Raw genomic sequence first — 13,756 nt, 5'->3', positions numbered from 1 at the left:
GTCATTCCTCACCCCACGCGAACAGCGCGCGCAGGTCCTCACCCACGTCCTCGATGTCGTGGTTCTTCTCGGCCTTCCGCAGCTGCTTGTAGCTGGGGCGGCCGGCCTGGTTCTCGGTGATCCACTCGCGGGCGAACGTGCCGTCCTGGACCTCCTCGAGGACCTCCTCCATCCGCTCGCGGGCGTGTTCGTCGACGACCCGGTCGCCGCGGGTGAGCCCGCCGTACTCGGCGGTGTCTGAGACCGAGTCCCACATCTCGCCGTTCCCGCCTTCGTACATCAGGTCGACGATGAGCTTCAGTTCGTTGAGGCACTCGAAGTAGGCCATCTCGCGGGAGTAGCCCGCCTCGACGAGCGTCTCGTAGCCCTGCTTGACCAGCGAGGTGACGCCGCCGCAGAGGACGGCCTGCTCGCCGAAGAGGTCGGTCTCGGTCTCCTCCTGGAACGTCGTCTCGACGACGCCCGCGCGGGTGCAGCCGATGGCCTTCGCGTACGCGAGCCCGAGGTCGTGGGCCTCGCCGCTGGCGTCCTGGTAGACCGCCAGCAGGCCGGGCGTCCCCTCGTCGTTCTCGAAGTTCCGGCGCACGAGGTGGCCGGGGGACTTCGGGGCGACCATCGTGACGTTGACGTCCTCGCTCGGCTCGATCTGCCCGTAGTGGATGTTGAAGCCGTGGGCGAACTGCAGCGTGTCGCCGGGCTCGAGGACGCTCTCGATCTCCTCGTAGACGTCCGGCTGGACGGTGTCCGGGACCAGCACGCTCACGAGGTCGGCCTGTTCGGCGGCGTTCCGCGGCGTCGCCACGTCGAGGCCGTCGGCCTCGGCGGCGTCCCGCGAGGACGAGTCCTCGCGGAGCCCCACGACCACGTCCACCCCGGAGTCGTCGAGGTTCTGGGCGTGGGCGTGGCCCTGGCTGCCGTAGCCGAGGACGGCCACGGTCTTGTCGTCGAGTACGGTGCTGTCGGCGTCGTCGTCGTAGTAGATTGTCGCGTCTGTCATGTGTGCGTCTCGTCGACTCGTGCGGTCTCCTCCTCGCCTCGTGCCAGCGCCGCCTGCCCGGTCCGGGCGATCTCCCGGATGCCGAACTGCGCGTAGGCGTCGATGGCGTCGTCGATCTTCCCCTCGTCGCCGGTGATCTGGACCGTGATGGTCCGCGGGCCGGCGTCCAGCGTCTCGCCGTCGTACATCTCGGTGATGGCCTGGACCTTGTCCGGCTCGTCGCCGTCGACCTTCAGGATGACGAGCTCGCGGGCGACGGGCTCGTTGTCCAGTTCCCGGACGTGGACCACGGGCAGCACCTTGTTCAGCTGCTTCTTCACCTGGTCGATGCCGGGGTCCGGCTCCTCGACCACGAGGGTGATCCGGGAGTAGCCGTCGTTCTGCGTCGGCCCGACGGTCAGCGACTCGATGTTGAACTGCCGGCGGTGGAACAGCCCGGAGACGCGGGCGAGCGTCCCGGGTTCGTCGGCGACGTACGCCGAGATGATGGTCCGCCGCGGCTCGTGTTCGGCCTCGACCTCGGGGTCGATGCGGATGCCCTGGGAGTTCCGGCGGCCGACGGGACGCTGCCGTTCCTCCGGGGCGGGACCCTCCAGGCCGTTCCGGTGGGTGTCCTGGTTCCGGCTCATAGCTGCTCCTCCGAGAGCGCGAACTGGCCGTTGTCGCCGCCGCTCGGCACCATCGGGTAGACGTTCTCGCCGGGGTCGATGTGGGCGTCGACGACGCTCGGCCCGTCGTAGGCCAGCGCCTCCTCGACGACCTCCTCGACCTCCTCGTAGGTGTCGATGCGGAACCCACGTGCGCCGAACGCCTCGGCGAGCGTGTCGAACTCGGGGATCCACGGGTACTGGGAGGCCATGTGGCGCTCGCCGAAGAAGGCGTCCTGCCACTGCCGGACCATCCCGATGGCCGCGTTGTTCAGCACGACGATGGTGACGTCGAGGTCCTCACGGACGGCCACGGACAGCTCCTGACACGTCATCAGGAACGAGCCGTCGCCGTCGAAGCAGACGACGTCCTTCTCGGGGGCGGCGATCTTCGCGCCGATGGTGGCCGGCACGCCGTAGCCCATCGCGCCGAGGCCGTGCGAGGAGACCCACGTCCGGGGCTCCTTGTAGGTCCAGTACTGGCAGGCCCACATCTGGTGCTGGCCGACGCCGGTCGTGACGATGGCGTCGTCGGCCGTCGCGTCGTCGAAGGCCTCGACGACGTACTGCGGCTTGACCGGCTCGTCTTCCGGCGCCGCGTAGTCCATCGGGTACTCGTCCTTCCACTGCTGGCACTGCTCGCGCCACTCGTCGGCAGCCGGCGAGCGCGGCATCGCGGTCGCCAGCTGCTTGAGGACGGCCTTCGCGTCGCCGATCAGCGGGTGGTCGGCCTCGACGTTCTTCGAGATCTCCGCGGGGTCGATGTCGACGTGGACGACCTCCGCGTCGGGCGCGAACGTCTCGAGGCCGCCGGTCAGGCGGTCGTCGAAGCGCGTCCCGATCGCCAGCATGCAGTCGGTCATCGTGATGGCCATGTTGGCGTAGCCGGTGCCGTGCATGCCGGCCATCTCGAGGGATAGCTCGTGGTCCTCCGGGAACGCGCCGATGCCGGGCATCGTCGTGATGACCGGGATCTCGTGCTCGGTGGCGAACTCGCGGAGCTCCTCGCTGGCCTCGGCCTTGATGACGCCGCCGCCCGCCAGGATGACGGGCTTGTCGGCGCTCGCGATCGTCTCGGCGGCCTCGGAGACGGCCTCGGGTTCGGCGGTCTCCGGCGGGTTGTAGGTCTCCGGGAGTTCGGGCGTGCCGGGGTCGTCCTCGGCGACCCCCTTGGTGACGTCCTTCGGGAGGTCGACGAGCGTCGGGCCCTGGCGGCCGCGCTTCGCGAGCGCGAAGGCCGACCCGACCGTCTCGCCGACGGTCTCGGAGTCGTTGGCGAAGACGTTCGCCTTCGTGATCGGGCCCGTGACGCCGATGGTGTCGGTCTCCTGGAAGGCGTCGTTGCCGACGAACTCCGTCGGCACCTGGCCGGTCAGCGCGACCACGGGGTCGGAGTCCATGTTGGCGTCCGCGATGCCGGTCACGAGGTTCGTCGCGCCCGGCCCGGACGTCGCCATGCAGATACCCGGTTCGCCGCTGACGATGCCGTAGGCGTCGGCGGCGTGGGCAGCGCCCTGCTCGTGGGCCATCGTGATGTGGTTCATCTCCGAGTGGTACAGGGCGTCGTAGACGGGCATGATGGCCCCGCCCTGCACCCCGAAGAGGTGCTCGACGCGGGCGTTCTCGAGGGCGCGGACGACCGCGTCCGCGCCGGTCTCGATGTCCTCCGGGCCCGCGTCGGCCGCGTCGGTCTCCTGTGGGGTCTGCTGTGGAACGTCACTCATCGTGACGCACCCCCTGTGCGATACCGTCGATTGGTGTCTCGTGTGTACATTGTCCTGGCTGTGTGTCTCTCTGGATACGGTGCGAACTGCAGTGGAGAGAAATGTGGTGTAGGGGCTAGACGGCCCCTACGATAATGGTCGCGACGCTGACGGTGAGCGCGAGCGTGCGCCTGCCAGCGGTCGCGGGCCTCATCACTACGTCTGTAGACCGTCGGACCGCCATAAACGTTCCGCGTTCGCCGGACGAGCGGGGCGCTGCTGGCGTTGTCGCTCACCTGCCGCTCCGGCGAAAGCGTCGCGTCCGCGGGGGCCATCCCTACGCTCGGACCTCCTCGCGGCGGACGCCCACCTCTTTCGCGAACTCCTTGAGCCGCTCGAAGGTCACCTGCTCCTTGTTGGCGCCGTGGTCCTTGACCATCCGGGTCACCTCGCGGACCTCGGCGTCGGTCGGCTCGAAGCCGGCGTCTTCGAGTCGCTCGCGGACGGAGTGGGTGCCGGTGTGCTTGCCGAGCACCAGTTCGCGGGTCGCCCCGACCATCTCCGGCGTCATGACGCCGGGCTCGAAGGTGTCGGCGTTCTCGATGACGCCGGCGGCGTGGATGCCGGACTCGTGGGAGAACGCGTTGTCGCCCACGATCGGCTTGTTCGCCGGGACCGGGATGTCGCTCTTCTCCTCGACGACCCGGGCCAGCTCCGTGATCCGCTCCGTCTTGATGCCCGTGTCGACGTCGTACAGCGACTCCAGTGCCATCACGACCTCTTCGTAGGCCGCGTTGCCGGCGCGCTCGCCGATGCCGTTGACCGACACCTGCGCCTGGGCGGCGCCCGCCTCGTAGCCCGAGAGGGCGTTGGCGGCCGCCAGCCCGAAGTCGTCGTGGGTGTGGACGTCGACGTCGGCGTCCGTGTGCTCGCAGACGGCCTCCACCATGTCGTAGAAGCGCCGCGGCGTCGCGACCCCACAGGTGTCGGGGATGTTGATCCAGTCCGTCCCCGCGTCGGAGACGGCCTCGATGACGTCGATCAGGAACGATTCGTCCGTGCGCGTGGCGTCCATCGGCGAGTACATGCAGTCGACACCGGCCTCGGTGACGCGCTCGACGGCCTCGACGGACCGCTCGAGGGCCTCCTGTCGGCTGGTGTGCATCGAATCCTGCAGCTGTACGTCGCTCGTCGAACAGAACACGTGCACCAGGTCGACGCCGGAATCCAGCGCCGCCTCGATGTCCTTGTCCACGACGCGGGCGAGCCCGCAGACGGTGGAGTTGGCTGCCGCGTCGGCGATGTCCTGGACGGCCTCGAACTCGGCGTCCGAGTTCACGGGGAAGCCGGCCTCGATGACGTGGGTCCCCATGTCGTCGAGGATGGCGGCGATCTCTCGCTTGTCCTCGTAGCTGAAGGACGTCCGCGGGGACTGTTCGCCGTCGCGCAGGGTCGTGTCGAAAATTCGGGCCTCGCTTATCTCCGAGGTACTATCTAGCGTGCCCTGGAAGAACTCGATCCGCCGGCGAAGCCGACGTATCCTCGTGCTGTGTCATAGCAAGTGAGTCAAGTGCCCTACGTCTATTTAAACCTGTCCTTGCGACAGTTCTCGCTCCGGTTCGACGCGCCCCGCCGACCGACAGTATATCGGAGAATCGGGGGACGTAAACGCCTAATATCTCTATTCTCGTCCTTAGACTGTTGGGTATGCGAGCCCCTCCAAACGGCGTTTAAATAATCCTGACGTAGATTATTGCGGCCGAGATATGTAGAATCGGCCAGTCTTCCGGCTCGCGCGCGGTCCCGAACTTGACGAACATCCACCCGGCCGACGGTTCGGAGCGGCCGGTCCGGAGGAGCCACCCACCTCGGTACTCCGTAGGTTTAACTCGCCGCCTGCGGTGACTTCGGGTATGTTACGCAGTTTCGACGGCGTCGAGCCGGACGTCCACGAGAGCGCCTACGTCGACCCGGCGGCGGTCGTCATCGGCGACGTGACCATCGGGCCGGAGGCCAGCGTCTGGCCGAACGTCACGCTCCGCGGCGACCACGGGCCGATCACACTCGAGGAAGGCGCGAACGTCCAGGACAACGCCGTCCTCCACGAGGGCGCGACCGTCGGCCCGTACGCGACGGTCGGCCACACCGCCATCGTCCACAACGCCACCGTCGAGGAGCGCGCGCTCGTCGGGATGCAGGCGACCGTCCTTGACCGCTCGACCGTCGGCGAGGAGGCGATGGTCGGCGCCAACAGCCTCGTCACCGAGGACACCGAGATCGAGCCGAACACCCTCTACGCCGGCACGCCCGCGGAGAAGATCAAGGAGGTGGAAGACTCGCCGTGGGCCTACGCCGGCGACCGGTACGTCCAGCTCTCCCGAGAGCACATGGAGCACTCCGAGATCCTGGACTGAGCCTCAGTCGTCGGCCGGGACCGGTCGCTCGGCCGTGAGCGCCGCCCGGGTCGCCGGCGCGAGCGTCGTCACGACGGACTCACCGGCCCGTTCTCTCTCGACGAATCCGCGTTCCTCGAGCGTCGTGAGGTGGTGAGAGACCGTCGACGGCGCGCGGTCGGTTGCCTCGGCGAGCTCCGTCACCGAGACGGGTTCGTGCTTGGCGACGGCGTCGAGGACCGCGCCGGTCCCCGGGGCGTTCAGCGACGCGACGAGTTCGACGTCCGCGTCCGCCGGCGCGACCCGGAGTGCGCCCGCCGCCTCCGTCGCCTCGACCAGGCCCGCCTCCCGGAGGACGCGGACGTGGTAGCGGACGGTCGACTTCGTGACGCCGACGGCGTCGGCGATGTCGGACAGCGTCTCGCCGGGGGCCTCGTGGACCCGGTCGTAGACGGCCGCGCGGGTCGGCTGCGCGAGGAGTTCGTCGCGGTCGACCTCCCTCGGCGCGCGGTCGAGGGGGACGCCCGGGGAGCGTTCGCCGCCCCGGGCCGGAGCCGGCGCGGTGACCGTCGTTCGGAGTCGGTCGATGCTGATCACGTCGACGCCGTCGCCGAGGGTCAGCGCGGCGTTGTCGGCCGGCTCGTCCGCCGCGGCGACGGTTGCGGGCACGAAGAGGGCGGCGACGAACGCGGCGGCGAGCAACGCGAGGACGACCCGACTGGCCATACCTCGGCTGGGTCGGGGACCCGTGTATACCTTGTGCCGAGCCCGTCGAAAGGGCTAGTCGTCGAAGAACCCCTCGACGCCGTCGAGGTCGAGGACGAACTCGGGGGTGAACGCCGCCGCCGGCGTCTCGAAGCCGACGGGGGCGTCCTCGAGGATCCGCTCGGCGGCCGTCGTCGCCGAGTCGACGGTCAGCGCGTACGTCTCGGGGGTCTTCAGCCGCGAGGTGACGGTCGTCTCGCCGTCGGTGGCCTCCCCCCAGACGTAGCAGGCTCCCTGCTTTCGCTGGCGCTCGCTCGGCCCGGAGACCGTCGACCGGACCAGCGTCTGCAGGGACTTCTTGACGGGTTCGACGCCGAGGAGCGGCGAGACGAGGCTGCTGTACTTCAGTCCGTTCGCCGCCAGCGAGGGCATCGCGGTGTAGACCTCGATGTTCTCGATGCCGGTCGTGTAGTAGGCCGTCGAGACGTCGCCCCAGGGGATGGTCGCGGCGGTCCGCTCGCCGCGCCCGAAGTCGATCCGGCGGCTGTGGTGGGCGGGCGGCACGTCGACGATGTCGCCGTCGCGTCGGATCTTCCCGCCGCCGCCGGCGTGCTCGATGGCCGACGCGAGCGTCCCCCGGGAGATGCCGCCCGAGGGGTCGAAGCCGAGCCGGAGCTCGTCGGCCCCGGGGAGGCGGTCGTGGAGGTGGCCGGCCAGGCAGTCGGTGGGGACGACGTCGAACCCGACGCCCGGGAGGAGGCAGACGCCGGCCTTCTCGGCCTCGCGGTCCCGCTCGGCGACGGCCTCGAACACCTGCAGTTCGCCGGTGATGTCGAGGTAGTGGGTCCCCGTCTCCAGGCACGCCTCGACCAGCGGCTCGTAGGTCTCGACGAACGGGCCGGCGCAGTTGAGGACCGCGTCGACGCCCTCGAGGTTGACGCCCGCGTCGTCGACGGGGAACGCCCGGCCCTCGCAGTCGAGGGTCTCCGCGAGGTGTTCGGTCTTGACCTCGTTCCGGCCGGCGACGACGACGTCGACGCCGCGGTCGACCGCCTCCTCGGCGACGAGCTCGCCCGTGTAGCCGTAGGCGCCGTAGATCAGCAGTGTCATGTTGGGAGTGTCGACGGGGAGGGCCAAAAATCCCGACGTGGCCGGGACCGACCGCTGGCCCGCGGGTAGGCTTTTCCCGCTGCCGGACGCAGACCGCAGCATGGCGCAGCGCGACGTCGTCGTCCCCGGCGGCATGGACTCGATAACCGACATCGTGGAGATGGCCCAGCACGCGGAGGCCCACGGCTTCGGCAGGGTCTCGCTGCCGGAGGTGACGGGACGGGACGGCGTCACGTTGCTCGCGACGCTGGCCGAGCGGACGAACCACATCGGCCTCTCGAACGACGTCTTCTCGCCGTGGGGCCGGTCGCCGGCCGTCCTGGGCCAGACCGGCGTCACGCTCCAGGAGCTCAGCGACGGTCGCTACCGGATGGGGCTTGGGACCTCCTCGCCGGACCTGACCGAGCGGTGGCACCTCGCGGAGTACGAGCAGCCCCTGCGGCGGCTCCGCGAGACCGTCGAACTCGTCAAGCAGGTCACCGCCGGCGAGCGCATCGACTACGACGGCGAGTTCTTCGAGGGCGGCGGGCTGCAGCTCCGTGGCGCCGACGCCACGGAGGTCCCCGTCGACGTGGCCGCGCTCGGCCCGAAGGCCGTCGAACTCGCCGGCCGGTTCGCCGACGGCTGGGTCCCCCAGCTGTTCACGCCGGAGGCGCTCGCCGAGCGGATGGAGGATCTCGAGCGGGGAGCGGACCTCGGCGACCGCGACGCGTCGGACCTCCGGGTGGCCGTGACCGTCCGGTCGTGCGCGCTGGACGACGCCGAGCGGGCGCGAGACGTCGCCGCCCGACAGCTCGCGTTCATGATCGGCGCCTACGGGCCGTACTACCGGCAGTCGATCTCGCGGCAGGGCTTCGAGTCGGAGACCGACGCGATACACGAGGCCTGGGACGACGGCGACCGCGCGGCGGCCGTCGAGGCCGTCACCGACGAGATGGTCGAGGAGCTGGTCGCCGCCGGCACCCCCGAAGAGGTCAGGGAGACGGTCGAGCGCTTCGAGGCTGTCGACGGCGTCGACGCCGTCCGCGTCGGGTTCTTCGGCGAGATGACCGGCGACCAGCGACGGCGGACCGTCGAGGTGCTGGCGCCGGACGCCTGAGCCGAGCGGCCCTCCGGAACGACCCACCGGTCCGAACAGAGGGGCCGGTGACAACCAGTCGCCACCAACCGACACGTAACACCCCGTATCCGTAGAATAGACCTATCCGGGACCAGTAGTATTGCTAACGATACCCGAGGAGGGGGAGAACCAGTGTCAGAAGTGCATCCAGATCCGAGGCCCGAGGGGCAGGTCACCGTCGACTGCTACGTCCGCGCGGACGCCATCTCCGATCCGGTGGAGTCCAGCGTCGCGGCCGTCCAGGAACTCGAACGGGCGGGGATCGTCGACGAGTGCACCGTCCGGTCGTGGCCGTCGGAGGTCGTCGTCACGCCGCTGACCGAGGGGACGCTCGCGGTGCGGCGGTTCCGGACGTTCGAGGAGTGGGCCGCGCAGTGGGGCGTCTACATCGACCCGCCGTTCAGGCGGACGACCCGCAGTTCCGACCTCACCGGCGAGACGCGGGAGGTTCTCAGGACGCCCGCGGTCTGTCTGGCCGTCTACGTCGACGGCCGCCTCAGGGAGGTGTTCCCGCACCGTTCGGAGGAGACCACCTACTCGGTGGCGGACGCTGTCGAGACGCTCCGCAGCGGCGCCCTGGCCGTCGACGAGTCCGTCGCCCGGGAGCCTTCGCGCGCTGACCACTGCCCTACGTGTGACGTCCCGCTCTCGACCGGACAGGGGCTCTACGCCTGCCCGGACTGCGGCTGGGCCGGCATCGCGACGGGGCGCGGCGCGATCGAGCGCTACGACGTACCGGACAAAAGCAGGGACGAGCAGCCCGACGATACCGGGCGCTCGAAGCTCCTCCCGTAGCGCGGTTACGCGAGCGGACGGTCAGGCTTCATCGTCGGCCAGGTCCTCGGCGAGCTTGCGGGCTCGCGCGACACGGTCGTCGGCCTCGGTGTGACCCGTTCCGTCGATCTCTTCGAGGAGGTCGACCACCACCGAGGCGCGCTCCCGCCGGACGGCCGGCTCGCAGTCCCGGAGGTCGTCGGCGACAGCCTCGGCTTCTCCCAGGACGCGACTCGCCTGGCGTTCCACCGGGAGTTCGGCCGTCGCGGCGAGTTCGTCGTACAGCTGCTCGGCGTCGCTCATAGCTGGGCCTCCGCTCGTTCGACGTCTCCTCGCTCGTTGACGTTCACCCGCCAGCCGTCGAACCGGACCGTCTCGACCGTCCCGTCGTTCCGGAGCAGCCACCGGATCGCGTCGGTGAGTTCGTACTCGCCGCGCTCCGACCGGTCGACGGCGCGACAGGCCTCGTAGATCCGCGGCGAGAAGGCGAAGCAGCCGGTGGTGGCGAGTCGCGACGGCGGGTCCTCGGGCTTCTCGACGAGGTCGACGACGTCGCCGTCCTCGAGTTCGACGACGCCACCGCGGGCCGCGCGCTCGGGGGACACCTCGTCGACGAGCAGGGTCGCGTCGGCTCCGGACTCCCGGTGGACGTCGACGACCTCGTCGACGTTGCCCCGGAGGACGTTGTCGCCGTTGAGCTGCAGGAAGGGTCCGTCCACCAGCGGTTCGGTCTGCTGGACCGCATGCGCGAGTCCCTCGGTATTGGCCTGTTCGACGTACCTGACGGGCGTTCCCCGGTAGCTGTCGCCGTAGTGCTCGCGGATCTGCTCGCCCCGGTAGCCGACGACGACCGCCAGCAACTCGACGTGCGGCCGGAGCGTCTCGAAGACGTGGTCGAGGAGCGGACGGCCGCCGACGTCGACGAGGCCCTTGGGACGATCGTCGGTCAGCGGCCTGAGCCGCGTCCCGCGACCGGCCGCCGGGACGACACCGTGCATGTCGATGGCTCCGGCCCGAAGGCATATAATCCCGGGCGGTGCAGCCTCGCTTAACGCCTCCTTTACCGACGGCTAATACCTACATTATTATTAACCACCTTTCGCAACGTCCACCCGCCGATGTACGAGATAACCTGCGAAGACTGCGGGCAAGTTGGCTTCCACCCCTCGCGGATCGCCGCCGAGTCGCGTGCGGAGACGCACTCCCACGAGACCGGCCACGACTGCGCGGTCACCACGATGGACGTCTGACGGGAGGACTGGGGAGGCCGGGGATCTCCGATCGACCCTCGTAGCACCGCCGCCGGAAAACGAGCACCGCCTTCTTCGACGGTGACTCCGGGAGTCGTTACCGGTCGGCGACGAGGAACGTCCGGCCGCCCTTCCGCTCGAAGTGAACCGCCTCGGGGTCAAGCCCTGAGGCTTCCCGTGGTTTAGTCGGACACACCCATCCGACTATCGGCTTGGTGGCCTCAAACAGTTGGGTGGGTCACGGTCGGGGCGTCCACGGCCCCCGATGCCTGCCGTCGCACCTTCCGCACGGTGGGAAGGCTGTTGAGAGCAGGCACAGTCCAATCGAGTTTCTTCGCGCCTTTCACGGCGATATTGACGCTTGCACCACGGTCGCTGTGGTCTTGCTGCCCGCACGACCGACACTTGAACCGCTTCTTGTTGCGGTTCGCACGCTCCGTATGCCCACACATTGGACACCGCTGACTGGTGTACTCGGGGTTGATCCACACCGTCGGAATCCCCTCGAACGACGCCTTGTACGACGTATAAAACTGAAGCGCGCGGAATGGGATGTGGTGCAAGCGTCGGTTCATCCGCGTGCCGTAGTCGAGACTGTCGCGCATCGCTTTGAGGTCTTCAAAGACGATGCACGGCTTCTCGAACTGACAACTCCACTCCACGATGTGCCGAGACAACTTGTGGAGTCGGTCACGGACAAACCGTTCCTCACGCCCTTCCAAAGCATCCTGTATACTCGACTTCCCCGCGTTTTGTACGCGCTTCCGCATCGTGAAGTAGCGGTGACGCTCGAACTTGATTTCGGGGAAGTCGATAACGAGCGTGTCTTCGACGCCATCCTTGGATAGCGCCGTGAGGGCCACGTTATCCTCATTCAAGTCCACGCCAACGACCGATTGTGAGGCCTGTTTGTTCCGAACAGTCTGCTTGGTGTTGGTGACGGTGACGTGCAACTCAGCGGTGTCGTCGTGGAACAGGGCTTCTGCCGTCCCAATCTTCCACTCATTGTTCGTGAGCGCAATCTTGAGAATGTCGAGGTGAGCGTCACACCCGTCAAGGACCCCCTTGACGTGTTTGTACGGCTTCGCGCTAATGCGGAACGCCAAGCCACCGTCGTCGGTGAGCGACAGATTGTACCCCTCCTCGTAGTTCGCACGAAGCGGGTACGCGCCGTCCTTGGTATGGCTCGGTTGGCCGAAGTCGTCGTACTCGTAGTAGTTCTCCATCGCGCCGAGAGCCTTGGCGACGACGCGCTGAATCGTATTCTTCACGAGGTCGGCGTCGTCGGCCACGCGGTCGGGAATGATGTCCCAATCCACGCCTTGCTTGGCGAGGCGGATGGTTTCGTTGTACACCGATCGGGCTTCGAGGCAGGCGTCGTACAGCAGACTCTCGTTGTCACTCTGGATGTCGAGTTGGAAGTCCAGCGTCTTGACGAGAGCCTCTGCGTCGGTCATTCGTCGTCTTGTTCGGTGGGTTCTGAGGTTCGGCCTGTAGACTCCGGGAGTCGTTACCGCTCGGCGACGAGGAACGTCCGGCCGCCCTTCCGCTCGAAGTAAACCTCGCCGGCCTCCCGCGCGTACCGCTGGACGCGCGACGCGCGGAGGTCGCTGACGTCGAGAACGCCGTTGTGCGTCGGTTCGCTCGTCGCCTGGGTGTTCGCGGACATACGACGGGCTACGCAACAGGGTACTAAAGGCGCGAGCCAAGGCCGGAGTGAAAGTGAAACTACGAGACGAGAGCGGGTCGCTCCGGGTCAGTCAGTGAAGTCGCTGATGTCCCGGTCGTAGGGGATGACGCGGGGGAGTTCGCTCTCGTCGACGGTCCGGGGGTCGTCGCGCCGCGCCATCGCCTCCTCGATGTACGGCTCGAGGTCCTCGCACTTGCGGGCCAGCCGCTCTTCCTCATCGGCGTGGAACTCGGGCATCACCTCCTCGGCGAACAGCTCCAGGGACTCGCAGATGTGCTCGTGGCGGTTGTTGCCACCCTGCTGGACGAGGATGACCTGGTCGACGCCGGCGTCGGCGAACCCGCGGAAGTGCTCGCGGAGCTCCTCGGGCGTCCCGATGGCGCTGTCGACGACCTGGTCGGAGAAGGCTTCGGCGCCGCCGGCCTGCTGGAACTGCGCCCAGAGGTCCGTCTTGCCGGGTTCGTGGCCGCCCATCGCGTAGTAGTGGGCCAGCCCGTACTGGAAGAAGGCGAACCCCTCGGCGCCGCGCTCGACGGCGACATCGTGGTCCTCGTGACAGGAGAAGCCCGTCACCATCGCGATGTTCGGGTTCACGGCGTGGCCGATGGGCTCGCACTCCCGCTTGAACGTCTCGTAGTAGGTGTCGACCCACTCCTCGGCCTCGTTCTCGTCGGTGAAGGCGAAGCAGAGCGCACCGATGCCCTGCCGGGCGGCCTCCTCGATCATCTCCCGGGTCGAGCAGGCCATCCACAGCGGCGGGTGGGGTTTCTGGACCGGCTTGGGAATCACGTTCCGCGGCTCCATCACGAAGTGCTCGCCGTCGTAGCCCGGGTAGGGCTCGCCGACCATCATCTCGGTCACCTCGCGGGTGGCCTCGTGCCACATGTCGTACTTCTCCTCGACCGGGATGCCGAAGCCGCCGAGTTCGACCTGCGACCCCGACTCCCCGGTGCCGAACTCGACGCGGCCGTCGGAGACGAGGTCGAGCGTCGCCACCTGCTCGGCGACGCGGGCGGGGTGGTTGTACTCGGGCGGCATGAGCTTGATTCCGTGACCCAGCCGGATCTCCTCGGTCCGCTGGGCGGCGGCCGCGAGGAACACCTCCGGCGCCGACGAGTGGCTGTACTCCTCGAGGAAGTGGTGTTCGACCTCCCAGGCGTAGTCGATGCCGAGTTCGTCGGCGAGTTCGATCTGTTCGAGCGCCTCCTCGTAGAGCCGCTGCTCGTCCGTCTCGTCCCAGGGCCGGGGGAGCTGGTGTTCGTAGAAGATACCGAACTGCATGACGCCCACCTCGCCCAACACGACCATGTATCGTCTGCCGTTGATATGCGGCTCCATATCATGCGGGCCCATCATTCACGCCCACT

Annotated in this window: 15 protein-coding genes; 4 read left to right on the top strand and 11 right to left on the bottom strand. The window is 68.3% G+C overall.

The genetic code is table 11. The features are described 5' to 3' along the window. Nucleotide 1: 1 nt before the first annotated feature. The 4 genes from ilvC to HWV07_RS00680 all read right to left on the bottom strand — a co-directional run bounded on the left by ilvC (nt 2) and on the right by HWV07_RS00680 (nt 4,887). Nucleotides 2–997 (bottom strand): ketol-acid reductoisomerase, encoded by a 996-nt coding sequence (ilvC, locus tag HWV07_RS00695; RefSeq protein WP_178332448.1) that lies wholly within the window; start codon nt 995–997, stop codon nt 2–4. Next, nucleotides 994–1,626, bottom strand: a complete 633-nt coding sequence (ilvN, locus tag HWV07_RS00690) for an acetolactate synthase small subunit (RefSeq protein WP_178332447.1) — start codon at nt 1,624–1,626, stop codon at nt 994–996. Before ilvN ends, ilvC begins: the two co-directional genes overlap by 4 nt. After that, nucleotides 1,623–3,368, bottom strand: a complete 1,746-nt coding sequence (gene ilvB, locus HWV07_RS00685; protein ID WP_178332446.1) for a biosynthetic-type acetolactate synthase large subunit — start codon at nt 3,366–3,368, stop codon at nt 1,623–1,625. Before ilvB ends, ilvN begins: the two co-directional genes overlap by 4 nt. Nucleotides 3,369–3,684: 316 nt before the next feature. Further along, complete coding sequence (locus tag HWV07_RS00680) at nt 3,685–4,887, bottom strand: LeuA family protein (protein ID WP_178335953.1); 1,203 nt, start codon at nt 4,885–4,887, stop codon at nt 3,685–3,687. Nucleotides 4,888–5,260: 373 nt separating this feature from the next. On the opposite strand from HWV07_RS00680, the gene HWV07_RS00675 reads away from it, so the two are divergent. Next, the gene (locus HWV07_RS00675) at nt 5,261–5,761 is read left to right on the top strand and encodes a gamma carbonic anhydrase family protein (protein WP_178332445.1); all 501 of its coding nucleotides are present in this window, start codon (nt 5,261–5,263) and stop codon (nt 5,759–5,761) included. A gap of 3 nt (nt 5,762–5,764) precedes the next feature. On the opposite strand, the gene HWV07_RS00670 is transcribed toward HWV07_RS00675, so the two are convergent. Further along, a complete protein-coding gene (locus HWV07_RS00670; protein WP_178332444.1) occupies nt 5,765–6,466 on the bottom strand; it encodes a winged helix-turn-helix transcriptional regulator in 702 nt (233 codons plus the stop codon). A gap of 54 nt (nt 6,467–6,520) precedes the next feature. Continuing rightward, a complete protein-coding gene (locus HWV07_RS00665; protein WP_178332443.1) occupies nt 6,521–7,555 on the bottom strand; it encodes a saccharopine dehydrogenase family protein in 1,035 nt (344 codons plus the stop codon). Nucleotides 7,556–7,655: 100 nt separating this feature from the next. Between HWV07_RS00665 and HWV07_RS00660 the strand changes: the two genes are divergently transcribed. Both HWV07_RS00660 and HWV07_RS00655 read left to right on the top strand, forming a co-directional pair. Further along, nucleotides 7,656–8,654 (top strand): TIGR04024 family LLM class F420-dependent oxidoreductase, encoded by a 999-nt coding sequence (locus HWV07_RS00660; RefSeq protein WP_178332442.1) that lies wholly within the window; start codon nt 7,656–7,658, stop codon nt 8,652–8,654. A 153-nt stretch (nt 8,655–8,807) separates the two neighbouring features. Continuing rightward, entirely contained in the window at nt 8,808–9,470 is a 663-nt protein-coding gene (locus HWV07_RS00655) for an HTH domain-containing protein (RefSeq protein WP_178332441.1), read from the top strand. A gap of 21 nt (nt 9,471–9,491) precedes the next feature. On the opposite strand, the gene HWV07_RS00650 is transcribed toward HWV07_RS00655, so the two are convergent. Continuing rightward, nucleotides 9,492–9,752: a DUF8152 family protein gene (locus HWV07_RS00650; RefSeq protein WP_178332440.1), complete on the bottom strand. Its 261-nt coding sequence runs from the start codon at nt 9,750–9,752 to the stop codon at nt 9,492–9,494. Then, on the bottom strand, nt 9,749–10,447 hold the full coding sequence (locus HWV07_RS00645; RefSeq protein ID WP_178332439.1) for a nucleotidyltransferase family protein: 699 nt from the start codon (nt 10,445–10,447) through the stop codon (nt 9,749–9,751). The genes HWV07_RS00650 and HWV07_RS00645 overlap by 4 nt, the downstream gene beginning before the upstream one ends. A gap of 120 nt (nt 10,448–10,567) precedes the next feature. Between HWV07_RS00645 and HWV07_RS19875 the strand changes: the two genes are divergently transcribed. Then, nucleotides 10,568–10,699 carry a hypothetical protein gene (locus HWV07_RS19875; protein ID WP_281362324.1) on the top strand — a complete coding sequence of 44 codons (132 nt, stop codon included), beginning with the start codon at nt 10,568–10,570 and terminating at the stop codon, nt 10,697–10,699. Nucleotides 10,700–10,920: 221 nt separating this feature from the next. Here HWV07_RS19875 and HWV07_RS00640 read toward each other — a convergent pair whose 3' ends face one another. From HWV07_RS00640 to HWV07_RS00630, 3 genes are all read right to left on the bottom strand, one after another. Continuing rightward, nucleotides 10,921–12,156: an RNA-guided endonuclease InsQ/TnpB family protein gene (locus tag HWV07_RS00640; protein ID WP_178332438.1), complete on the bottom strand. Its 1,236-nt coding sequence runs from the start codon at nt 12,154–12,156 to the stop codon at nt 10,921–10,923. A 53-nt stretch (nt 12,157–12,209) separates the two neighbouring features. Further along, nucleotides 12,210–12,368, bottom strand: coding sequence for a hypothetical protein (locus tag HWV07_RS00635; protein WP_178332437.1), 159 nt, complete (start codon nt 12,366–12,368; stop codon nt 12,210–12,212). A gap of 87 nt (nt 12,369–12,455) precedes the next feature. Next, nucleotides 12,456–13,670 (bottom strand): LLM class flavin-dependent oxidoreductase, encoded by a 1,215-nt coding sequence (locus HWV07_RS00630; RefSeq protein WP_178332436.1) that lies wholly within the window; start codon nt 13,668–13,670, stop codon nt 12,456–12,458. Between the last annotated feature and the right edge of the window lie 86 nt (nt 13,671–13,756).

It is taken from the genome of Natronomonas salina, from assembly GCF_013391105.1.
In the GTDB taxonomy this organism is placed as follows: Archaea; Halobacteriota; Halobacteria; order Halobacteriales; family Haloarculaceae; genus Natronomonas; species Natronomonas salina.
This window is presented reverse-complemented; position numbering and strand designations above follow the sequence as displayed.